Here is a 19,134-nt window from a genome sequence, read left to right as displayed (position 1 = left end):
TGTCTGCACGCACGACCAGGATCGAGCGCAACGAAAGCTGTTTTTGCGAGCCGCTATTCGGCGGGCACATGTTTGGTGGCGACTGCGTGGCCGGCTTTCTTTGCGCGGTACTCGCTGTAGGCGGCGATCAGCATGTCCTCGTCGCGATATTGCGGCACCCAGCCGAGCTGGCGCCCGGCCTTGGACACGTCGAGCACGCAGTCCTCGTCGGCGATCAGATACTGTTCCGGGTCCATGATCGGCATGTTCAAGAGGTCGAGCAGGTCCAGCGTGCGCTTGACCGCCCAGCCCGGTGTCGGGATCAGGATCGATTTCGAGCCGGCATGCCGGATCAAATCGCCGAGCAATTTCTTGACCGGCGGCGGGTTGAGCGAACCCAGATTATAGGCCTCATTAGGCACACCGGCCTTCCAGGCCGCACGCGCGGCCTCGGCGCAGTCGAACACCGAGATGAACTGATACGGGTTTTTGCCCGAGCCGATCATCGGTACGGGAAGGTTCCAGTCGATCAGCTTGAACAGCTTTTCCAGGATGCCGAGCCGGCCTGGGCCGATGATCAGGCGCGGGCGAAGCAGCGAGATCGACATGCCGCGCTTGCGCCATTCGGCCGCCAACTCCTCTGTCTTTTGCTTCGACCAGCCATATTCGCCCAGCGGCGCCACCGGATGCTCCTCGGTCATCGGCTGCGTGACCGTGTGGCCGTAGATCATGTCAGTCGTGTAGTGGACGAGTTTTGACGCACCGGCTCCGTCCATGGCCTGCATGATGTGCTCGGTGCCGTGGAAATTCACCGGGAAAAAGAAATCGTGCCGCTTGGCGCGCACCTGGATCGGCGACAGCATCTTGGCCGACAGATTATAGACCATGTCGCCGGCCTTCAGCCCAACCGCCGCGACCGATGCCGGATCGGTGACGTCGCATTGGACAAAGCGGGCATTGCGGTAATGCGGCAGGTCGCTTTTGACGATATCGGCGACGACGACCTCTTCGCCATCGGCCACAAGTTTCGGGGCGAGATGGCGGCCGACGAAACCGTCGCCGCCGAAAATCACATGTCTCATCGAACGATCTCGTTTGCGTGAATCTTGTCGGGCGTGATGGAAGCGGTCTGGTCCTCATGCCCTCGACCACCCAAATCTCGGCCACTTTGGGCGATCAGCACCGTGCCGACGCAGATGAAGGCGATGCCGGCGATGCGCCAGCCATTGAGGTCCTCGCGGAAGACGAAATAAGCGAAGATGGCGACGGCAACATAGGCGAGGCTGAGGAACGGATAGGCGAAGGAGAGCTCGACCTTGGACAGCACATAGAGATGCGATGCCATAGAGATGACGAAGGTACACAGGCCAAGGAACACCCAGGGGCTGAAAACGATCTGCAGCAACTTGACGAGCGGATTGACGCCCTCGAACGAGATCGGCCCGAGCGACATCATGCCTTGCTTCAGCATCAGCTGCGCGGCGGCATTGGTCATGACTGTAAAGAGAATGAAGACGATGTATTTCATGCGTTCCAAGCCACCCCTTCGCGATTCCTACTACAAACCCGCAAACATTTGGTGAAGTCCCAACAATATTTTGAGTAAATCGCGTTATTAAGCATCAATTAACCAGGAATTATTCGAGTTTTATCTATTCGGCCGCCTCGACCGAGCCTCGTCGCGCATCCAACCTCTTCGCGGTGCGCGCCCAGAAGTCAGACATGAAGGCGTGGTCGCGGAGCTCTTCCAGCCGCTGCCATTCGGGAAAGGACGAGGCGAATATCTCGGCCCCCATGCGGGCGTCCTTGTATGGATTGACCGCGCCGCCGGCCTCGACCGTGATGCGGTCGAGTTGCCGCAGCAATGTCAGCGTCGCGGCACCCCTGTTGGGGAAATCCAGCGTCAGCGTGTAGCCGGAACGCGGAAACGACAGCAGTGCCGGCGAGCGGATGGAGCCAAAGCGTTTCAGCACCGTGAGGAACGAGCCCTGCCCGGCTTGCCTTGCAGCCGCCAGCAATGCCGGCACGGCCTCGCGCGCCGTCTCTTCCGGCACCACGCTCTGGTGCTGGAAAAGCCCTTTCGGCCCATAAAGCCGGTTCCAGTCGCGCACGCCGTCGAGCGGGAAGAAGAAGCCCTGATATCCGGCCTGGCGCGGCACGGTTGCCCGGCTCTTCCTCCACCTGTAGGCAGCGCTGAAGGCGGTCAGGAACGGCCGGTTGAGCACACTGAATGGCGGCTGGACCGGCACCGAGAAATTGCCGCCGACGCGCGAGGCGGCATGCGAGCCGTGCTCGGCGTGATTACCAGTGAACAGCAGGCCGCGACCGCTGTTGCGGCCATCGGCCAACTGGTCGATCCAGGCGACCGCATATTCATTGGCCTGATCGGCCGCCTCGGCCAAACCGAAGAATTCGTAGAGATCGCGAAACGGGGTCGCCTTTTCGACGATGTCGAGCGAATGCACCCGCATCAGCCGGATCGAGGCCGACAGGATGAGGCCGGTCAGCCCCATGCCGCCGATCGTTGCCGCAAACAGCCGCGCATTGTCCGATGCCGAGCAGCGGTGGGTCTTTCCGTCGGACCTGAGCAGCGTGAAGCTCTCGACATGGCAGCCGAATGTCCCGCGCCGATGATGGTTCTTGCCATGCACGTCGTTTGCGATGGCGCCACCGAGCGTGACGAATTGCGTGCCTGGCACAACCGCCGGGAAGAAGCCGTGTGGGGCAGCGTGGGCGATGATGTTGGACAACAGCACGCCGGCCTCGGCCTCGAGAACACCGGTTTCGGCGTTGAAGGCGCGGATCCTATTCAGCGAACGCATGTCGACGACCGCGCCGGCCGCGTTCTGGCAGGAATCGCCGTAGGAGCGGCCATTGCCGTAGGCAAGCAGTGACGCTGGCTTGGCCTGACCGCCCTTCAGCAGCGAGATAGCCTCGTCGGCACCGATGGCGCGCGGCGCCGGCGGCGTAGCAAGGCCAAAGCTCGGGAACCGCTCAGTGGCCATGCCTACCAGCCCCCGATGACCAGCATCACCGCACCGATCAGCACAACGATCTGGCTGCGCCAGTCGCGGATGATGAAGACGACCGGATCGTCATGCATCTCGTTGCGGCGCGCCAGGATCCAGACGCGCATGGTGAGATAAAGCACGATCGGTGCCAGCGGCCAGATCAGCCACGGATGCGGATAGAGCTCGCGCACCGCGACACTGTCCATGTAGAGCGCCAGCACCAGCGCCGAGGAGAAGGCCGAGGCCATGCCGGCCTGGGCGACGATTTCCTGGTCTTCGGTGCGATAGCCGCGACCGGCAATGCGCTCGCCAGGCGGAATGGCGGTGGTGCGCAGTTCGACGAAGCGCTTCACCAGCGCCAGCGACAGGAAGAAGAAGATAGAGAAGGCCAGCAGCCAGAACGAGACGTCGACGCCGGTCGCCGCCGCACCGGCCAGGACGCGGATCGTGTAGAGGCCGGCGAGTGTCAGCACATCGACCAGCAGCATGCGCTTGAACGACAGCGAATAGGCCGTTGTGACGACCATATAGCCGCCGAGCACAGCCATGAATTCGGGCGACAGGAACAGCCCGGTGCCGATGCCGATCGCCAGAAGCACCGCGATCGCGCCAAGTCCGAACGGGATCGACAGCGCACCGCTGGCGAACGGCCTGTTGCGCTTGGTGAGGTGTTTGCGATCGAGCGCGAGGTCGAAGAAATCGTTGAGGATATAGATGGCCGACGCCACCGCACTGAACGAGACGAATGCCAGCAGGCATTGCCAGATCATGTCGGTGTTGAAATATTCATGCGAGAGCACCATCGGCACTGCGATCAGCGAATTCTTCAGCCACTGATGGACACGCAGCATCTTGACGATGGTCCGCAAAGTCGGCTTCGGCGCCGGCATCGTCTCGGCGCCATGTGCGGCCTGCCAGCGCGCGGCATGGCGGTCGGGCGCGACGACGATCGCGTTGCGCGCTGCATCGAAGACCTGGAGATCGTGACGGCTGTTGCCGGCATAGTCGAAACCGCCATCGCCATAGGCTGCGATCAGCGAGGCGCGCTTCCTGCCCGAGGTGAGATTGGCGAGACCATCGGTGGCCAGCACCTGGTCGAAAATGCCGAGATGGGCCGCGATGGCGTCGGCGAACTTGCGCGGCGTACCGGTAGCCAGCACGATCTTGCGGCCCTCGGCGTGTTCGGTCCGGAGGCGGCAAAGCAGCACCTCGCGATAGGGCAGCGATGCCGGATCGATGTCGATGCGTTGAGCGATCGCCTGCTTCAGCCGCGCCGGCCCGCCGGCGATCCAGAACGGTACCAGGAAGATATAGAGCGGGTTCTTCTTGAGAAGGATGAACAGCCCTTCCCACAACAGGTCGGTCGCGATCAGCGTGCCGTCGAGATCGACCGCAAGCGGTATTGCGTTCCTGTCCGACCGCGCATCCATGTCCGTCCTGCCCTGCCCGCGTAGAGTTGCGCGCCGCTTTCCGGCGTCTTGAGGCTGGTATAGCGGGCGATGGCGTAGCGAACGTTAAAACGCCCGGTTGCAGACGGCTGCCGTGACGGTATTTCCCGCGTCATTGTTAAGCAACTGCTACCGGAAAAGATAAAAGGCCGAGCAAATGCCCGGCCCCTCAAGATATGCCAATCGGAATTACTTGATTCGGGCGACGCCGCCCGAGATTTCGATGGTTTCCGAACCGGTCAGAGCTTCGAGGTCGCCGTTCGGCAAGGTGACGAAACAGCCATTCGGGCAGAACTCAACCGTTTCGCCGCCAGCCAGCGCGAGGTCGGTCTTGCTGCCGCCCTCGGTCACGACCAGCGTGCGGGTCTCGGCGTCCTTGTTGACCGCGCTTGCGGCATGGACCGAGCCGATGGCGGCGACCAGGGCGACGGCAGCGACGAGAGACTTCCACATGGTGCAATATCGGTGTTCCCACCGCCTCTGTTGCATTTCGCAAGGCAATTTCGCCTTTGCATGGGAGCTTATAGGAGATGGAAGCTGAACCGCAACTGAATGCCGCATTCATGCCGCAATCGGTTTCGGCAGGATCAAGGTCGACGGAGTCCCAGCTTAGTCCGGATCTGGCTTCTTGGTTTTGCGGGACTTGACCAGCCGCTTCTTCTCCGCCTCGGCTTCGGCCTTTATCTGCTCCTGTTCGGCGAAGTCGGCCTCGATCTTGTCGTCGTCTGTCGGCCACGCCTTGGGCTTATGGGCCTCGCCCACGGCGCGCGGCGTCGAGGGCATCTCGATGTGTTCGCTGCTGAATTTTTCGAGGACGGCAAAACGGATGTCGTTCTGCGCGATGTTGCCGTTCATCACATCGGCCAGAAACACGCGGATCTCGAATTCCAGAGCGGCAGGGCCGAAATTGGAAAACAGCACGAAGGGTTCGGGGTTCTTCAGCACCATCGGGTGGCTGCGGGCGATCTCCAGCAGGACGGCATGAACCTGCTTGACGTCGCTGCCGTAAGCGACGCCGACCTTGATGTCGATGCGGCCGAGCTTGTTGCGGTGCGTCCAGTTGCCGACGGCGTTGTTGATCAGGTTTGAATTGGGCAGGATCACCGATTGCCGCTGGAAGGTCTCGATCTCGGTGGCGCGCACACTGATCTTCTTGACTGTGCCGCTGACATCGCCGGCAACGATCCAGTCGCCCACCTTGAATGGCCGCTCGGCCAACAGGATCAGGCCGGAAACGAAATTGGACACCACGTTCTGCAGGCCAAAGCCGATACCGAGGGAAAGAGCGCCGGCGACCAGCGCCAGGCTGGACAGGTCTATGCCCGCCGCCGAGATGCCGACCAGTGCCGCGAGCGCGACGCCGGCATAGCCGACCGCCAGCCTGATCGAGTTGCGCACGCCGGTATCGACCTTGCCACGCGCCATCACCGAACCGTCGAGCCAGCCCTGGAACCAGCGCGTCAGGAAATAGCCTATGATGAAGACGACGATGCCGGAGAGGATGCCGGTCACCGAAATGGTCACCGACCCGATGTTGATCCCGGTTGCGAGCTTGTAGGCCCAAGCCTGGATATCGCCCAGCTGGAAACCCCACATCAGCAGGATCAGCGGCAGGAACACCAGCACGATCATCACATTGATGGCAACGCTGACGACAAGGCCGAGCTGGTCGAGGGCCGTATCCTCGTAGCTGGATTTGGCCGACAGCCAGCGCCCGACGGTCGTGTTGGCGAAAGCACCCTCCTCGCCGATCGCCTGTGCCGACAGGAAACCGATATAGGCGGTGATCAGCGCGGTGCCGGTAACGACGACCTGCAGCGAAACGAACAGAGCGAGGCCGATGTAACCAAGCAGCGCCGCGACGATGGTGAAAAGACCGAGTGCAAGCGCCGTATAGCGCAGCCATGCCGGCCACGGCCGCCAACTTCCATCACGCGCCTTGAATGGCCTCAGCATCGCCATCAGGATCAGGATGACGCCGACGATGATGGTTGCGCCGAAACTGCGGGCAATGGTCAATGACAGCGGCGAGCCCATTTTGTCGTTGATCACCGACAGGAAGGTGTTGACGCTGATGACCACGGCCATGGCGGTGGTCAGGCGCACCAGCCAGCGCGCCGGCCCCGTTTCGACCGGGATAAGGCGCCAGTTTGGCAGCCGCGGCTCCAGCGCCGCATTGGTCAGCCGGTTGACGCAGAACACCACGCCGATGGCGGTCGCCAATGCATTGAGGAACAGGCCAATATCACCACGCAACACATTGTAATAATTGAAGAAGAAAATCGTCGATCCCAGAAAGGCGGCAACCGCCAGCGTTGGCAGCAAGGTTGACCAGAAAGCCACCGATAAGCGGCTGAGATAGGACGGGTCTTCATTGGAGGGATCGGCTTCGAACACCCTCCCGAACAGCCGCCTGCCGCCGACCAGCAGCACCAGGGCCAGCCCGAGCGCCACGAAGGTCGCTGCGAGGATGGCCTGGAACTTGAACTTGAAAGCGAAGCTCAGCCAGGAAGACACCGCCTTGTACAGATTGGTGTATTCGTCCTGGGCGTCGGAGAAAACCTGCGGGCTCAGCGCATCCGACAGCACGTAGCGTTTGGTCAAAAGGTTGCGGAACAACTCGCTGCGCATATTGCCGATCTTATCGATCAGCCCGCTGATGCGGATCGACAGGGCCTGGGCCTGCGAGATGACCGCATTGATCTCGGCCTTTTCCGACACCAGCGCCTGGCGTTCGCCGCTGACGATGTCGGGCTCCGGCGGCTGACCCGCCGCAGGTGCCGCGCCAAGCTGCTCAAGACGGCTGTTGATCTCGCCAAGACGCGTGCGGAAGGCCAGTGCGCTGTTCAGCGATTGCCGCGACAACTCCTCGAGCTGCAAGCGGATATCGACAAGGCTGCTATCCTCCTCGGCGTCCTGTTGGATCTTCTTTTCCAGATTGTCGGTCTTGGTCGTCAGGTCCTGCAGGATCTTCTGCTGGTCGGCGACCAGCCCGGCTGGCGCCTGGCCAAGCCCTTGTGCAGCCGCGTCGAACGACATCGGCGCCGAAACGACAAGCGCGAGGAGCAAAATGAGACGAAGCAATCGGAAAAGCATGATTTGTTGGCGACTCATCGGCGGCAAAGGCAATTTGAAAAAGCCTGTCCTTGATAAAGACGGCCCTATCCTGGGGCAAGCCGTCGTATCGCGAGCCCATCCGATCATTGGCGCCAGCCGATCACTCACCCCCATCGATCCATTTCAAGCGTCGGCCAGTCGAAAGGCGATGGCGCAATATTGGCTTTGCGGGTGCGGCCTGCTCTATAGTCTGCCGCATCGCCCGAACCGGATGACATCAATGGCAGAGTACTCGGCCTTTTCGCTGCTCGCGAACGCGCTCAAGGGAAACAAGGATTGGAAGCCGGCATGGCGCAAGCCTGACCCGAAAGCGTCCTATGACGTCATAATCATCGGTGGCGGCGGTCATGGGCTGGCGACCGCCTATTATCTTGCCAAGGAACACGGCATCACCAATGTCGCCGTTGTGGAAAAGGGCTGGCTCGGTTCCGGCAATGTCGGCCGCAACACCACGGCGGTGCGCTCGAACTACCTGCTGCCGGCCAACACCCGCTTCTACGAACACTCGATGAAGCTGTGGGAGAACCTCTCGCATGAGCTCAACTACAACGTCATGTTCTCGCAGCGCGGCTGCCTGAACCTGGCGCACACGCCGGCCCAGTTCGACGACTATGCAAGGCGCGGCAACGCCATGCGCCATCTCGGCGTCGACGCCGAACTGATGACGAAGGCTGAGATCAAACGTCTGATCCCGGCGCTCGATGTCTCCGACAGCGCGCGCTTCCCGGTGGTCGGCGGCTTGATGCAGCGCCGCGCCGGCACCGCCCGCCACGATGCGGTGGCCTGGGGCTACGCGCGCGGCGCCGACCGGCGCGGCGTCGACATCATCGAGAATTGCGAGGTCACCGGCTTTCTGCGCGATGGCGACCGTATATCAGGCGTCACCACGTCGCGCGGCGACATCCGCGCCAGGAAGGTGGCCGTGGCGGTCGCCGGCAGCACCGGACGGGTCATGCAGATGGCCGGCATCGAGACGATGCCGATCGAGAGCCATGTGCTGCAGGCCTTCGTCACGGAATCGCTGAAACCCTTCATCGACACCGTCGTCACCTTCGGCATGGGCCATTTCTACATGTCGCAGTCGGACAAGGGCGGCCTCATCTATGGCGGCGACATCGACGGCTACAACAGCTACGCCCAGCGCGGCAATCTGCCTGTCGTCGACGAGGTGATGAGCGAAATGCTGGCGCTGTTTCCGGGCCTTGCGCGCGTGCGCATGCTGCGCTCCTGGGGCGGCGTCTGCGACATGTCGATGGACGGCTCGCCGATCATCACCACCGGCCCCCTGCCCGGCATGTATCTCAACTGCGGCTGGTGCTATGGCGGCTTCAAGGCGACGCCGGCTTCCGGCTGGTGCTTCGCCTGGACCATCGCCAAGGACCAGCCGCACGATCTCAACGCCCCCTTCACCCTCGACCGCTTCCACCGCGGCCTGGTGATCGACGACAAGGGCCAGGGTGCAAACCCCCGGCTGCATTAGGCATTAGGTAGAGTTCAATGTTGATCACTTGCCCCTATTGCGGTCCGCGCGACGTCATCGAGTTCACCTATCAGGGTGACGGCAACCGCGAGCGTCCCGATCCTGCCTCTCAGAATTTCGAGGCGTGGAATGCCTATGTCTATGACAGGCTGAACCCGGCCGGGGATCACAACGAGATTTGGCAGCATTCCGGCGGCTGCCGCGCGCATCTGCGCGTCGTGCGCAACACGCTGACGCATGAGATTTCCAGCGTTGCCTTCGTGCGCGGTGATCATCAAGGGCGCGGCGATCATGGCTCCGCCGCGCGCCGCAAGGCGGAGGACAAGGCATGAGCCCGCGCCGCGCCGATACCGGCGGCCGCATCGACCGGCTGAAAACCATCCGCTTCACCTTCGACGGCACGGCCTACACCGGCCATGCCGGCGACACGCTGGCGTCGGCCCTGCTGGCCAAGGGCGTCACGCTTTACGGACGTTCGTTCAAATACCACCGCCCGCGCGGCCTGCTCACAGCCGGCGTCGAGGAACCCAACGCGCTGGTGACGGTGCTGAAGGGCGAGGTTCGCGAGCCCAACATTCCGGCGACCATGGTCGAAATCCATGACGGCCTGGTTGCCATCAGCCAGAACCGCTTTCCCTCGCTTGCCTGGGACATCAACGCCGTCAACCAGCTCGGCGGCAACATCCTGTCGACCGGCTTCTACTACAAGACCTTCATGGGACCGGTGTTCGGCCCGCTCAAAGGCACGCGTTTCTGGATGTTCTGTGAGCATTTCATCCGCCGCGCCGCCGGTCTCGGCAGCGCCGGAACGGCGAAAGACCCGGCCCGCTATGAGCGCATGAACGCCTTTTGCGACGTGCTGGTGGTCGGCTCCGGCCCGGCCGGCCTGATGGCCGCCAGGACCGCCGCCGATCAGGGAGCGCGCGTCATGCTGGCCGATCTCGAGCCGCTTTTCGGTGGTTCGGCCAACTGGTCCGAGGAAAGCATCGATGGCGCGCCTGCCGCCGACTGGGCGCGGCGCGCGGTCGCCCAGCTCGCAGGCCGCGACAATGTCCGGCTTCTACCGCGCACCACGGTGTGGGGTTACTACGACAACAACACGCTTGCCGCGCTCGAACGGGTCAGCGACCACAAGGATCAGCCAGGCAAGGGCGAGCCGCGCCATCGCTATTGGGCGATCCGTGCCAAATCCGTGGTCCTGGCCACCGGTGCGTTCGAGCGGCCGCTCGTGTTCCCCGGCAATGACCGGCCAGGCGTGATGCTGGCGCATGCAGCCGAGCGCTATGCCAACGAATTCGGCGTGCTGCCGGGCGAGCGGATAGCGCTGTTCACCAACAATGACAGCGCCTATCGGGCGGCCGTCGCCTTGAAGAAGGCCGGTGCCGCGGTCGTCGCTATCGCCGATGTCAGGCCGGAACTTTCGCCGGAGATGCGCAAGCTGGCTGCGGAAGCCGAGGCCGAGATCTTCGCTGGCCATGCCGTCGTCGCCACCGAAGGCGGAAAGGCGCTGTCCGGCCTCAAACTGCAACGCTTCGATATGGCCAATGGCGCACTCATAGGTGATGCCCGCAGTATCCACGCCGATTGCCTGCTGATGTCCGGCGGCTGGTCGCCGACCATCCATCTGGCCAGCCAGGCCGGCGCCAAGGCGGAATGGAATGCCGCGCGGCAGGCCTTCCTGCCGCCGAAGCCAACACAGAGCTGGATCGGCGCCGGCGCCTTCACCGGCAGTTTCTCCACCGCCGAAGCCATCGCCGAAGGCCGCGCCGCGGGCCTTGCCGCAGCCGGTGGCCCCAGCGCGCCTTCTGTATTGCCGGTGGTGGAAGCCGTGCCCGGCGATCCCGATCCCGCGCCGGTGTTCGAGATCAGGGCCAAGGGCAAGAGCTTTGTCGACTTCCAGCACGACGTGACGGCAGAGGACGTGCGGCTGGCCCACCGGGAAGGCTTTGTCTCGGTCGAGCATCTGAAACGCTACACCACGCTCGGCATGGCGACCGACCAGGGCAAGAGCTCCAACGTGCCCGGCCTTGCCATCATGGCCGAAGCCCTGGGCAAGCCCATCCCCGAAGTCGGCACGACGCGCTTCCGGCCGCCCTTTGCGCCGGTGTCGATCGGCTCGCTGGCGGCGGAACGTTTTGGCGATCTCAAGCCCGAACGATTGACCCCGATGCATGATTGGCATCTGGCCAACGGCGCGACCATGTATTCAGCCGGCCTCTGGTATCGCCCGATGATCTACGGCCATGCCGGCGAAACGGTCGAGCAGGCCTATGTGCGCGAAGCCAAGGCGACGCGCGAAAGCGCAGGGATCGTCGATGTCTCGACACTGGGCAAGATTGCCGTGCAGGGCCCCGACGCCGCCGCATTCCTCGACCGCGTCTACACCAACATGTTTTCGACGCTGCCCGTCGGCAAGGCCCGCTACGGTCTGATGCTGCGCGAGGACGGCCTGGCCTTCGACGACGGCACAACCTGGCGGCTCGGCGAGCAGGACTTCCTGATGACCACCACCACCGCAAATGCCGGCAAGGTGATGCAGCATCTGGAATATTTCCTCGACGTGATCTGGCCGGAGCTGAAGGTGCATGTCACCTCGGTGACCGACGAATGGGCGGGGGCCGCGATCGGCGGGCCGAAGGCCAGGGAGATTCTCGCCGCCTGTGTCACAGGCACATCGGTCGACAACGCCGCCTTGCCCTTCATGGGTATCGTACGTGGCGAAATATCAGGCGTGCCGGTGATGATTTGCCGGCTGTCCTTCTCGGGTGAAATGGCGTTCGAGGTCTATTCCGGCGCCGGGTACGGCACCCATGTCTGGGAAGCGCTTGTTGAAGCAGGCAAGCCGTTCGGGCTGGTCACCTACGGGCTTGAAGCGCTGGGCACCATGCGCATCGAAAAAGGCCATGTCACCGGCGCCGAGATCGACGGCCGCACCACGGCGCGCGACCTGCATCTCGACTGGATGCTGTCGAAGAAGAAGCCGTTCATCGGCTCGGCAATGATGGACCGCGAAGGCCTGATCGCGTCTGATCGCCTGGAACTGGTCGGCCTGATCGCCCTCGACAACCGGCCGTTCAATGGCGGCGCGCACATCGTCGAGGAGGTTGACGAGGCCAATCCGCACGGCTCGATCGGTCACATCACCGCCTGCTGCTATTCACCGGCGCTCGGCAGGCATATCGCGCTGGCGCTGGTCAAGGGCGGCAAGGCACGGCAGGGCACGCGCGCTCATGTCTCCGATCCCCTGCGCAACCGGTTCGGACCGGTCGAGATCGTCTCCAACCACTTCTTCGATCCGGACGGGAGCCGCATGCATGGTTGAGCGCCAATCACCCGAACCCTTGTCGCCGCTTGAGCCTGAATTCCATGTCGGCTCGCACGGCAATTTCGAGCACGGCGTCGAGATCATCCTGACCGAGACAAGGCCGGGCTCGATCGTGCAGCTCGCCGCGTGGCCCGGCGAGGAGAAGAAGCTGATAGCAGCCATCCGCACCGTCACCGGGCTTGCCCTGCCCGATGGCGCCGGCGGCGGCTTGAGCGACGGCGTGAAATCGGTGTTCGGCTTCGCGCCGGGAAAGTTCACCGTTGCCGATGAAGCCGAAGGCCTGGCTGCGGCCTTTGCCAAAGTGGTGACCCCCGCCATTGGCACCGTGACCGACCTCTCGCACGGCCGCACCGCCATCCGCATTGCCGGGCCGAAGGCCGAATGGGTGCTGGCGAAATTCTTCGCCATCGATTTTGCGCTGCCGGCCTTTTCGGTCGGCGCCGGCCGCTCGACCACTCATCACGACATCTTCGCCCAGATCCAGCGCACCAGCGCCGACCAGTTCGACATCTATGTCTTCCGCTCGTTCGCACGCTCTTTCTGGAAGGCGCTCTGCCATGCCAGCGAGGAAGTCGGCTATGAGGTGCAGTAGGCGGCGCGGCCGGATGGCCGCGTTGCCCACATCTGGCATCAACGCCAGCCGCTTCTGCCGCTAGAGAATCGGGCCGCCGGCGCCCATGGTGCGGAAACGTGGCCGCCCAACCGGCCCGAGGGATATGAAATCCCTTCTTCAAGAGTCGGCACATTCGTTTGGTTCGAACATCTCCATGACCGCAGAACTATCCGCCGGCGCCACGGATCGCGCCGATATGCCGGCCAGAGCCCTGCTCCTGCTGCCGCTGACGGTTGCTTGCGGCGTGTTCATGACCAGCCTCGACCAGAATGTCGTGGTGACCGCGCTGCCGGGCATCAGCGAAAGCCTCGGCCGTCCGCCCAGCCAGCTCGGCCTCTTGATTACCGTCTATGTCGCCAGCCTGATCATCTCGATGCCGCTTGGCGGCTGGGCCGCCGACCGCTTCGGACTGCGCAATGTCTACTGTTTTGCCTTGCTGGTGTTCGCCGCCTCGTCGGCGCTCTGCGGACTGTCCGACAACATCTGGACGCTGGTTGGTGCGCGTGCGCTGCAAGGCTTTGGCGGCGCCTTGATGGGCACACTCGGCCAGGTCGTCATCCTGTCGACCTTTCCGCGCAGCCGAACGCTGAAGATCAACATGTACATCTCGCTGGCCGGCCAGTCCGGACCGTTGGTCGGTCCGCTCGTCGGGGGCGCGCTGACCACCTACATTTCCTGGCGCTGGATCTTCTTCATCAACGTGCCGTTCGCGCTGGCGGCGGCAATTCTTGCCCCCCCGCTGTTTTCGACGATGACCAAGCCCGTGCGCACGCCGTTCGATTTTCCGGGCTTCCTGCTGGTCGGCAGCGGCATGGTCCTGCTCGTCTTCGGCATGGATTCGCTTGCTGCCAAGGATGCCGCAGGCGGCATCATCGCCGCCGAACTGGCGCTGGCGCTGGTCATCCTGACCATCGCCTCGTTCTACTGCCTGCGCGTGCGCAATCCGCTGCTCGATCTCAAGCTGTTGCGGATCCGTACCTTCCGCATTTCGTTCCTCACCGGCGGCGGACTGGACACGATCGGCCTCAGCTCGGTGGTGTTCCTGCTGCCCTTGATGTTCCAGCTCGGCTTCGGCATGAGCGCGGTGCAGGCGGGATCGCTGACCTTCGTCGCCGCGGTCGGCTCCGTGGCCATGCGCTTCTTCATGCCGCGTGTCCTCAACCGTTTCGGCTTTCGCCGCGTGCTGGTCTACAACACCCCGATCGTCGCCGTGACGGTCGCCGGCTTCGCCTTGATGCAGGCGACGACGCCGTCGTGGATCGTGCTGACCTACATCTTCGTCTTCGGCGTCTTCCGCTCCGCGCAATGGGCCTCGACCGGCAATCTCGCCTATTCCGACATCGCGCCCGAGCAGCTCGCCCGCTTCAGCGCGCTCTATTACATATTATGGCAGCTGGCGGTGGCGATCAGCGTCGGCCTGGCTGCGGCGGTATTGTCATTTCTGGCCGGCGGCGGTCCAGCCGTCGCCGACGATTTCCGCATCCTGTTCGTCATCGAGGGCATCATCACGCTCTGCGCGCTGCTTGCCTACCTCAAGCTGACGCCACAGGACGGTGCCCATGTCAGTGGCCACGGCGCACAGATGAACACCGAATAGTGCATGTCATCGATAGTCAGGCGGCCTTTGCCAGCCGAGCTACTCGCTGAACGTCACCCATTCTTCCAGCGGCACGCGGTCGGTGCGGAAGGCGTTTTCAGGTTTTGACGTATCTTCATAACCAAGCGCCATGCCGCAGACGACGATCTCTTCGTCCGGAATGTCGAGCACCGGCCTGATCTGCCGGTGATAGGGCGCGAAGGCCGCCTGCGGACAGGTGTGCAGACCCCTGCCCCTAGCTGCGACCATGATGTTCTGCAGGAACATGCCATAGTCGATCCACGAGCCCTGGTTGAGCCGGCGGTCGATGGTGAAGATCATGCCGACCGGGGCGTCGAAGAAGACGAAGTTGCGGTCGTGCTGGGCGCGCATCTTGTCGACCTCGCGACGACCGATCCCGAGCGCGCCATAGAGGCCAAAACCGTTGGCGCGGCGGCGGGTCAGATACGGCTCGAAGAACTGTGTGGGATAATACCGGTACTCGTCCCAATCAGCTTTTTCGGCGCGAATGCCGGAATTGAGAATGGCGTCTGATATCCGCTGCTTGCTCTCGCCCTTGGTGACATAGACCTTCCATGGCTGCATGTTGGTGCCGGATGGGGCACGCGCCGCAACCACCAGAATGGCGCGGATGGTGTCGTCGTCGACCATGTCGGGCAGGAATGCGCGCACCGAACGGCGCGACAGGATCGCCTCGTCGACAATCTCGGCATCGCCCGCGATTCGGGGATTATTTTCCAGCATGGGCCGTCCCTTACCCTTTGTCTCGATCGGACGTCCCCACTCGCCGCTCTCGGCGGAGCCTTTGCATGAACCGTCAAAATCGCGCAAGCAAATCTTGTGCATCCGTGAAAATCTACTTGATTTTTTCATGAGCTTGGCTTCTCATGAAATTTGGCCAGATTTTTTCATAAAGTGAGCGCTTTGCCTTCGACTACCGCTAGAACATTGCAGGTACCTGACGAACGCGTGCTGGCCGGCGATATCAGGGCCCTGCGCAAGGCGCGCGGGCTGACACTCGCCGAGATCGGCTCGAAGCTTGGCCGTTCGGTCGGCTGGATCAGCCAGGTCGAGCGCGGTCTGTCGACGCCATCGCTCGGTGACCTCCGAGCCTTCGCCGAACTGTTCGGCGTGCCGATCAGCCTGTTCTTCAGCCATGACGTACCTGTCGAAAGCGAGCGCGGCGTGGTCGTGCGCGCTGGCAGGCGCCGCACGCTTGGCACAAGCGAATCCGGCCTGGTGGAGGAGCTTCTGTCGCCCGATCTCGGCGGTAGCTTCGAGATGGTGCGTTCGGTCTTCGCGCCGGGCGCGGAACTGAAGGCCGAGGCGCAGCGGCCGACCGAGGAAGCTGGATACGTCGCCTCCGGGCTGTTCGACATCGAGATCGGAGGTGTCTGGCATCGGCTTGGCGAAGGCGACTCCTTTCGCTTCGAAGGCAAGCCTTACCGCTGGCGCAATCCGGGCGCGGAGCCTGCAATTGTCATCTGGGTGGTTTCACCACCCGTCTATTGAGCTCAAGTTTGGAGAAAAACATGGCGGGTTTGCCGAGCACGGCGCGCGTGGTGATCATCGGAGGCGGTGCCGTCGGCACCTCCGCGCTCTACCATCTCGCCAAGGCGGGCTGGACCGACTGCGTGCTCTTGGAAAAGAACGAGCTGACTTCGGGCTCGACCTGGCATGCCGCCGGCAACGTGCCGACTTTCTCCTCGTCCTGGTCGCTGATGAACATGCAGCGCTATTCGACCGAGCTTTATCGCGGGCTGGCCGACGCGGTCGACTATCCCATGAACTATCACGTCACCGGCTCGCTGCGCCTTGCCCACACGAAAGAGCGCATGCAGGAATTTCAGCGCGCCAAGGGCATGGGCCGCTACCAGGGTATGGACATCGACATTGTCGGCGTCGACGAGATCCAGCGCCGCTATCCCTTCATCGAGACGCATGATTTGAAAGGCGCGCTCTACGACCCAAGCGACGGCGACATCGATCCGGCGCAGCTCACCCAGGCGCTGGCCAAGGGCGCGCGCGACATGGGCGCGAAGATCATCCGCTTCTGCCCGGTCACAGGCGTGCGCCGCGAGAACGACGAGTGGGTGGTCGAGACGGCGCAAGGTGAGATCCGCTGCGAGATCGTCGTCAATGCCGCCGGCTACCGCGCCGCCGAAGTCGGCCGGATGTTCGGCCGCGACGTGCCGATGATGGTGATGAGCCATCAGTACATATTGTTCGAGGAGATTCCCGAACTGGCGGCATGGTCGAAGGAACAGGGCAAGAAACTGCCGCTGCTGCGCGACGTCGACACCTCCTACTATCTGCGCCAGGAGAAGAACGGCATGAATCTCGGCCCCTATGAGCGCAATTGCCGCGCGCATTGGGCCACCCACAACGACCCGATGCCGGAGGATTTTTCCTTTCAATTGTTCCCCGACGACCTCGACCGGCTGGAACATTATCTGGCCGATGCCGTCGCCCGCGTGCCGATCCTTGGCACCGCCGGCCTGTCCAAGGTCATCAACGGGCCGATCCCCTACACGCCGGACGGCAATCCGCTGATCGGCCCGATGCCCGGCGTTCCCAATGCCTTCGAGGCCTGCGTCTTCACCTTCGGCATTGCCCAGGGTGGCGGCGCCGGCAAGGTGCTGGCCGAATGGGTGACAGAGGGCCAGACCGAATGGGATATGTGGTCGTGCGACCCGCGCCGCTTCACCTCCTTTGCCTCGGCGCCGGACTATTGCGTCGCCAAGGGCATGGAGATCTACGGCAACGAGTATGCCATCCAGTTCCCGCGCCATGCCTGGCCGGAAGGCCGCGACCGCAAGCTGTCGCCGATCCATGATCGCATCAAGGCGCTCGGCGGCCGCTTCGACGCCTATAATGGCTGGGAGCGGGCCACCTGGTACGCACAAGAGGGCGATGACATTTCCGAGGAAGCCACGCTGACCTTCCGCCGCGACGGACCGTGGCATCATCGCGTGCGCGAGGAATGCCTGGCCGTGCGCGACGCCGCCGGCATTTTGGACCTGCCGGGCTTCTCGCGCTTCAACCTCGACGGTCCGGGTGCCGCCGAATGGCTGAGCCTGCAGGTCACCGGCCTGGTGCCGAAGCCCGGCCGCCTCGGTCTCGTCTATTTCGCCGACGACAAGGGCCGCATCGTCACCGAAATGTCCGTGGTGCGCCACGACGACAACCTGATGACGCTGATCACCGCGGCGGTCGCGCAGTGGCACGATTTCGAATGGCTGAAGTCGCGCATGCCCAAGGATGCGCCGTTCAGGCTGATCGACCGGACCGAGGAATTCTCGACCCAGATCCTGGCCGGCCCCAACTCGCGGAAAATCCTCGCCGATGTCTGCGAAGCCGACCTCACTTTGCCATGGCTGACGCATCAGGAAACCAAGATCGCCGGTCGCTGGGCCAAACTCGTGCGCGTCTCCTTCGCCGGCGAACTCGGCTGGGAAATCCACACCAGGGTGGACGACACATCAGCCATCTTCGACGCCGTCTGCGCGGCAGGCCAGCAGCATGGGCTGAAGCCATTCGGCATGTATGCGTTGGATTCGCTCAGGCTTGAAAAAGGCTACCGCACCTGGAAGGGCGACCTGTCGACCGACTATTCGATCCTGCAGGGCGGGCTGGAGCGCTTCGTCAAATGGGACAAGCCCGATTTCCGTGGCAAGGCTGCACTCCAGAACGAAAAGCAGCAAGGCGTGAAGAAGCGCTTCGTCACGCTGGTTATAGAGAACCCGGGCGACTGCGACGCCCCTTCAGTGTCGACGCTGTGGCATGACGGCAAGATCGTCGGCGAGACGACGTCCGGCGGCTGGGGCCACCGGGTCGACAAATCGATCGCGCTCGGCATGCTGCGCGCCGATCTGGCCGAGCCAGGCACATCAGTCGAGGTCGAAATCTTCGGTGACCGCTTTCAGGCGATCGTGCAGAAGGATGAACCGCTGTGGGATCCGAAGAACGAAAGGCTGCGCGCATGAAGAAAACCATCCTCACCGATGGCGGCATGGGCCAGGAACTGGTCCGCCGCAGCAAATCCGAGCCGACGCCGCTATGGTCGGCCAGGGTGCTGATCGACGAACCTGATCTGGTGCGCGACCTGCACGCGGAATTCATCCGCGCCGGCGCCCGCGTGATCACCATCAACACCTATTCGGCAACGCCCGAACGCCTGGCGCGTGAAGGTGCGCAAGACCTCTTCAAGCCATTGCAGAAGCGCGGCATCGAATTGGCCAGGCAGGCCCGCGACGAGGCCGGCGATGCAGCCATCGCCGGTTGCCTATCGCCGCTTTTCGGCAGCTATGCACCGGCACTGACCATTTCCTTCGAGGACACGCTCGATATTTACCGCCGCATCGTTGCCGAGCAGGCCGATGGCGTCGACCTGTTCCTGTGTGAAACCATGGCGTCGGCGGACGAAGCCCGCGCGGCGGTCACCGCGGCATCGGAAAGCGGCAAGCCGGTATGGGTGTCGTGGACGCTGGCCGACCACGGCAAGCCGCGGCTGCGCAGCGGCGAAGCAATAGCCACCGCGGCAAGCGCGCTCGACGGCCTGGCA

Annotated in this window: 15 protein-coding genes; 8 read left to right on the top strand and 7 right to left on the bottom strand. The window is 63.2% G+C overall.

Features of this window, described 5'->3' with window-relative positions; translation table 11 throughout:
* Positions 1 to 53 precede the first annotated feature (53 nt).
* The 6 genes from EOB49_RS19025 to EOB49_RS19000 form a co-directional block, all read right to left on the bottom strand.
* The gene (locus EOB49_RS19025; protein ID WP_127381898.1) at positions 54 to 1,061 is read right to left on the bottom strand and encodes an NAD(P)-dependent oxidoreductase; all 1,008 of its coding nucleotides are present in this window, start codon (positions 1,059 to 1,061) and stop codon (positions 54 to 56) included.
* Positions 1,058 to 1,507, bottom strand: coding sequence for an EamA family transporter (locus EOB49_RS19020; protein ID WP_127330325.1), 450 nt, complete (start codon positions 1,505 to 1,507; stop codon positions 1,058 to 1,060). Before EOB49_RS19020 ends, EOB49_RS19025 begins: the two co-directional genes overlap by 4 nt.
* A 124-nt stretch (positions 1,508 to 1,631) precedes the next feature.
* Positions 1,632 to 2,984, bottom strand: coding sequence for an FAD-binding oxidoreductase (locus EOB49_RS19015; RefSeq protein ID WP_127381897.1), 1,353 nt, complete (start codon positions 2,982 to 2,984; stop codon positions 1,632 to 1,634).
* A 2-nt stretch (positions 2,985 to 2,986) separates the two neighbouring features.
* Positions 2,987 to 4,420 carry a UbiA family prenyltransferase gene (locus EOB49_RS19010; RefSeq protein WP_127330329.1) on the bottom strand — a complete coding sequence of 478 codons (1,434 nt, stop codon included), beginning with the start codon at positions 4,418 to 4,420 and terminating at the stop codon, positions 2,987 to 2,989.
* Positions 4,421 to 4,627: 207 nt separating this feature from the next.
* Positions 4,628 to 4,891 carry a hypothetical protein gene (locus EOB49_RS19005; RefSeq protein ID WP_164748978.1) on the bottom strand — a complete coding sequence of 88 codons (264 nt, stop codon included), beginning with the start codon at positions 4,889 to 4,891 and terminating at the stop codon, positions 4,628 to 4,630.
* A 156-nt stretch (positions 4,892 to 5,047) separates the two neighbouring features.
* The gene (locus tag EOB49_RS19000) at positions 5,048 to 7,534 is read right to left on the bottom strand and encodes a mechanosensitive ion channel family protein (protein WP_127381896.1); all 2,487 of its coding nucleotides are present in this window, start codon (positions 7,532 to 7,534) and stop codon (positions 5,048 to 5,050) included.
* A 241-nt stretch (positions 7,535 to 7,775) separates the two neighbouring features.
* Here EOB49_RS19000 and EOB49_RS18995 point away from each other — a divergent pair, with 241 nt between their 5' ends.
* The 5 genes from EOB49_RS18995 (at position 7,776) to EOB49_RS18975 (ending at position 14,570) form a co-directional block, all read left to right on the top strand.
* Complete coding sequence (locus EOB49_RS18995) at positions 7,776 to 9,035, top strand: sarcosine oxidase subunit beta (protein WP_127381895.1); 1,260 nt, start codon at positions 7,776 to 7,778, stop codon at positions 9,033 to 9,035.
* A 17-nt stretch (positions 9,036 to 9,052) separates the two neighbouring features.
* Positions 9,053 to 9,367: a sarcosine oxidase subunit delta gene (locus tag EOB49_RS18990; protein ID WP_127381894.1), complete on the top strand. Its 315-nt coding sequence runs from the start codon at positions 9,053 to 9,055 to the stop codon at positions 9,365 to 9,367.
* Positions 9,364 to 12,357 carry a sarcosine oxidase subunit alpha gene (locus EOB49_RS18985; RefSeq protein ID WP_127381893.1) on the top strand — a complete coding sequence of 998 codons (2,994 nt, stop codon included), beginning with the start codon at positions 9,364 to 9,366 and terminating at the stop codon, positions 12,355 to 12,357. The genes EOB49_RS18990 and EOB49_RS18985 overlap by 4 nt, the downstream gene beginning before the upstream one ends.
* A complete protein-coding gene (locus EOB49_RS18980) occupies positions 12,350 to 12,952 on the top strand; it encodes a sarcosine oxidase subunit gamma (RefSeq protein WP_127381892.1) in 603 nt (200 codons plus the stop codon). The genes EOB49_RS18985 and EOB49_RS18980 overlap by 8 nt, the downstream gene beginning before the upstream one ends.
* 175 nt (positions 12,953 to 13,127) lie before the next feature.
* Positions 13,128 to 14,570 (top strand): MFS transporter, encoded by a 1,443-nt coding sequence (locus EOB49_RS18975; RefSeq protein ID WP_127381891.1) that lies wholly within the window; start codon positions 13,128 to 13,130, stop codon positions 14,568 to 14,570.
* Between the two features lie 39 nt (positions 14,571 to 14,609).
* Here EOB49_RS18975 and EOB49_RS18970 read toward each other — a convergent pair whose 3' ends face one another.
* The gene (locus tag EOB49_RS18970; protein WP_164781734.1) at positions 14,610 to 15,314 is read right to left on the bottom strand and encodes a nitroreductase; all 705 of its coding nucleotides are present in this window, start codon (positions 15,312 to 15,314) and stop codon (positions 14,610 to 14,612) included.
* A gap of 204 nt (positions 15,315 to 15,518) precedes the next feature.
* Here EOB49_RS18970 and EOB49_RS18965 point away from each other — a divergent pair, with 204 nt between their 5' ends.
* The 3 genes from EOB49_RS18965 to EOB49_RS37720 form a co-directional block, all read left to right on the top strand.
* On the top strand, positions 15,519 to 16,082 hold the full coding sequence (locus EOB49_RS18965; RefSeq protein ID WP_127381889.1) for an XRE family transcriptional regulator: 564 nt from the start codon (positions 15,519 to 15,521) through the stop codon (positions 16,080 to 16,082).
* Between the two features lie 20 nt (positions 16,083 to 16,102).
* Positions 16,103 to 18,556 (top strand): FAD-dependent oxidoreductase, encoded by a 2,454-nt coding sequence (locus EOB49_RS18960; RefSeq protein ID WP_127381888.1) that lies wholly within the window; start codon positions 16,103 to 16,105, stop codon positions 18,554 to 18,556.
* The coding region (locus EOB49_RS37720; RefSeq protein WP_245472757.1) for a homocysteine S-methyltransferase family protein at positions 18,553 to 19,134 on the top strand (582 nt) is incomplete at its 3' end. The genes EOB49_RS18960 and EOB49_RS37720, both read left to right, overlap by 4 nt.

The organism is Mesorhizobium sp. M7A.F.Ca.MR.148.00.0.0, assembly GCF_003997735.1.
GTDB lineage: Bacteria > Pseudomonadota > Alphaproteobacteria > Rhizobiales > Rhizobiaceae > Mesorhizobium.
Note: the sequence above shows the minus strand (reverse complement) of the source record. Positions and strands in the feature narration are given on the sequence as shown.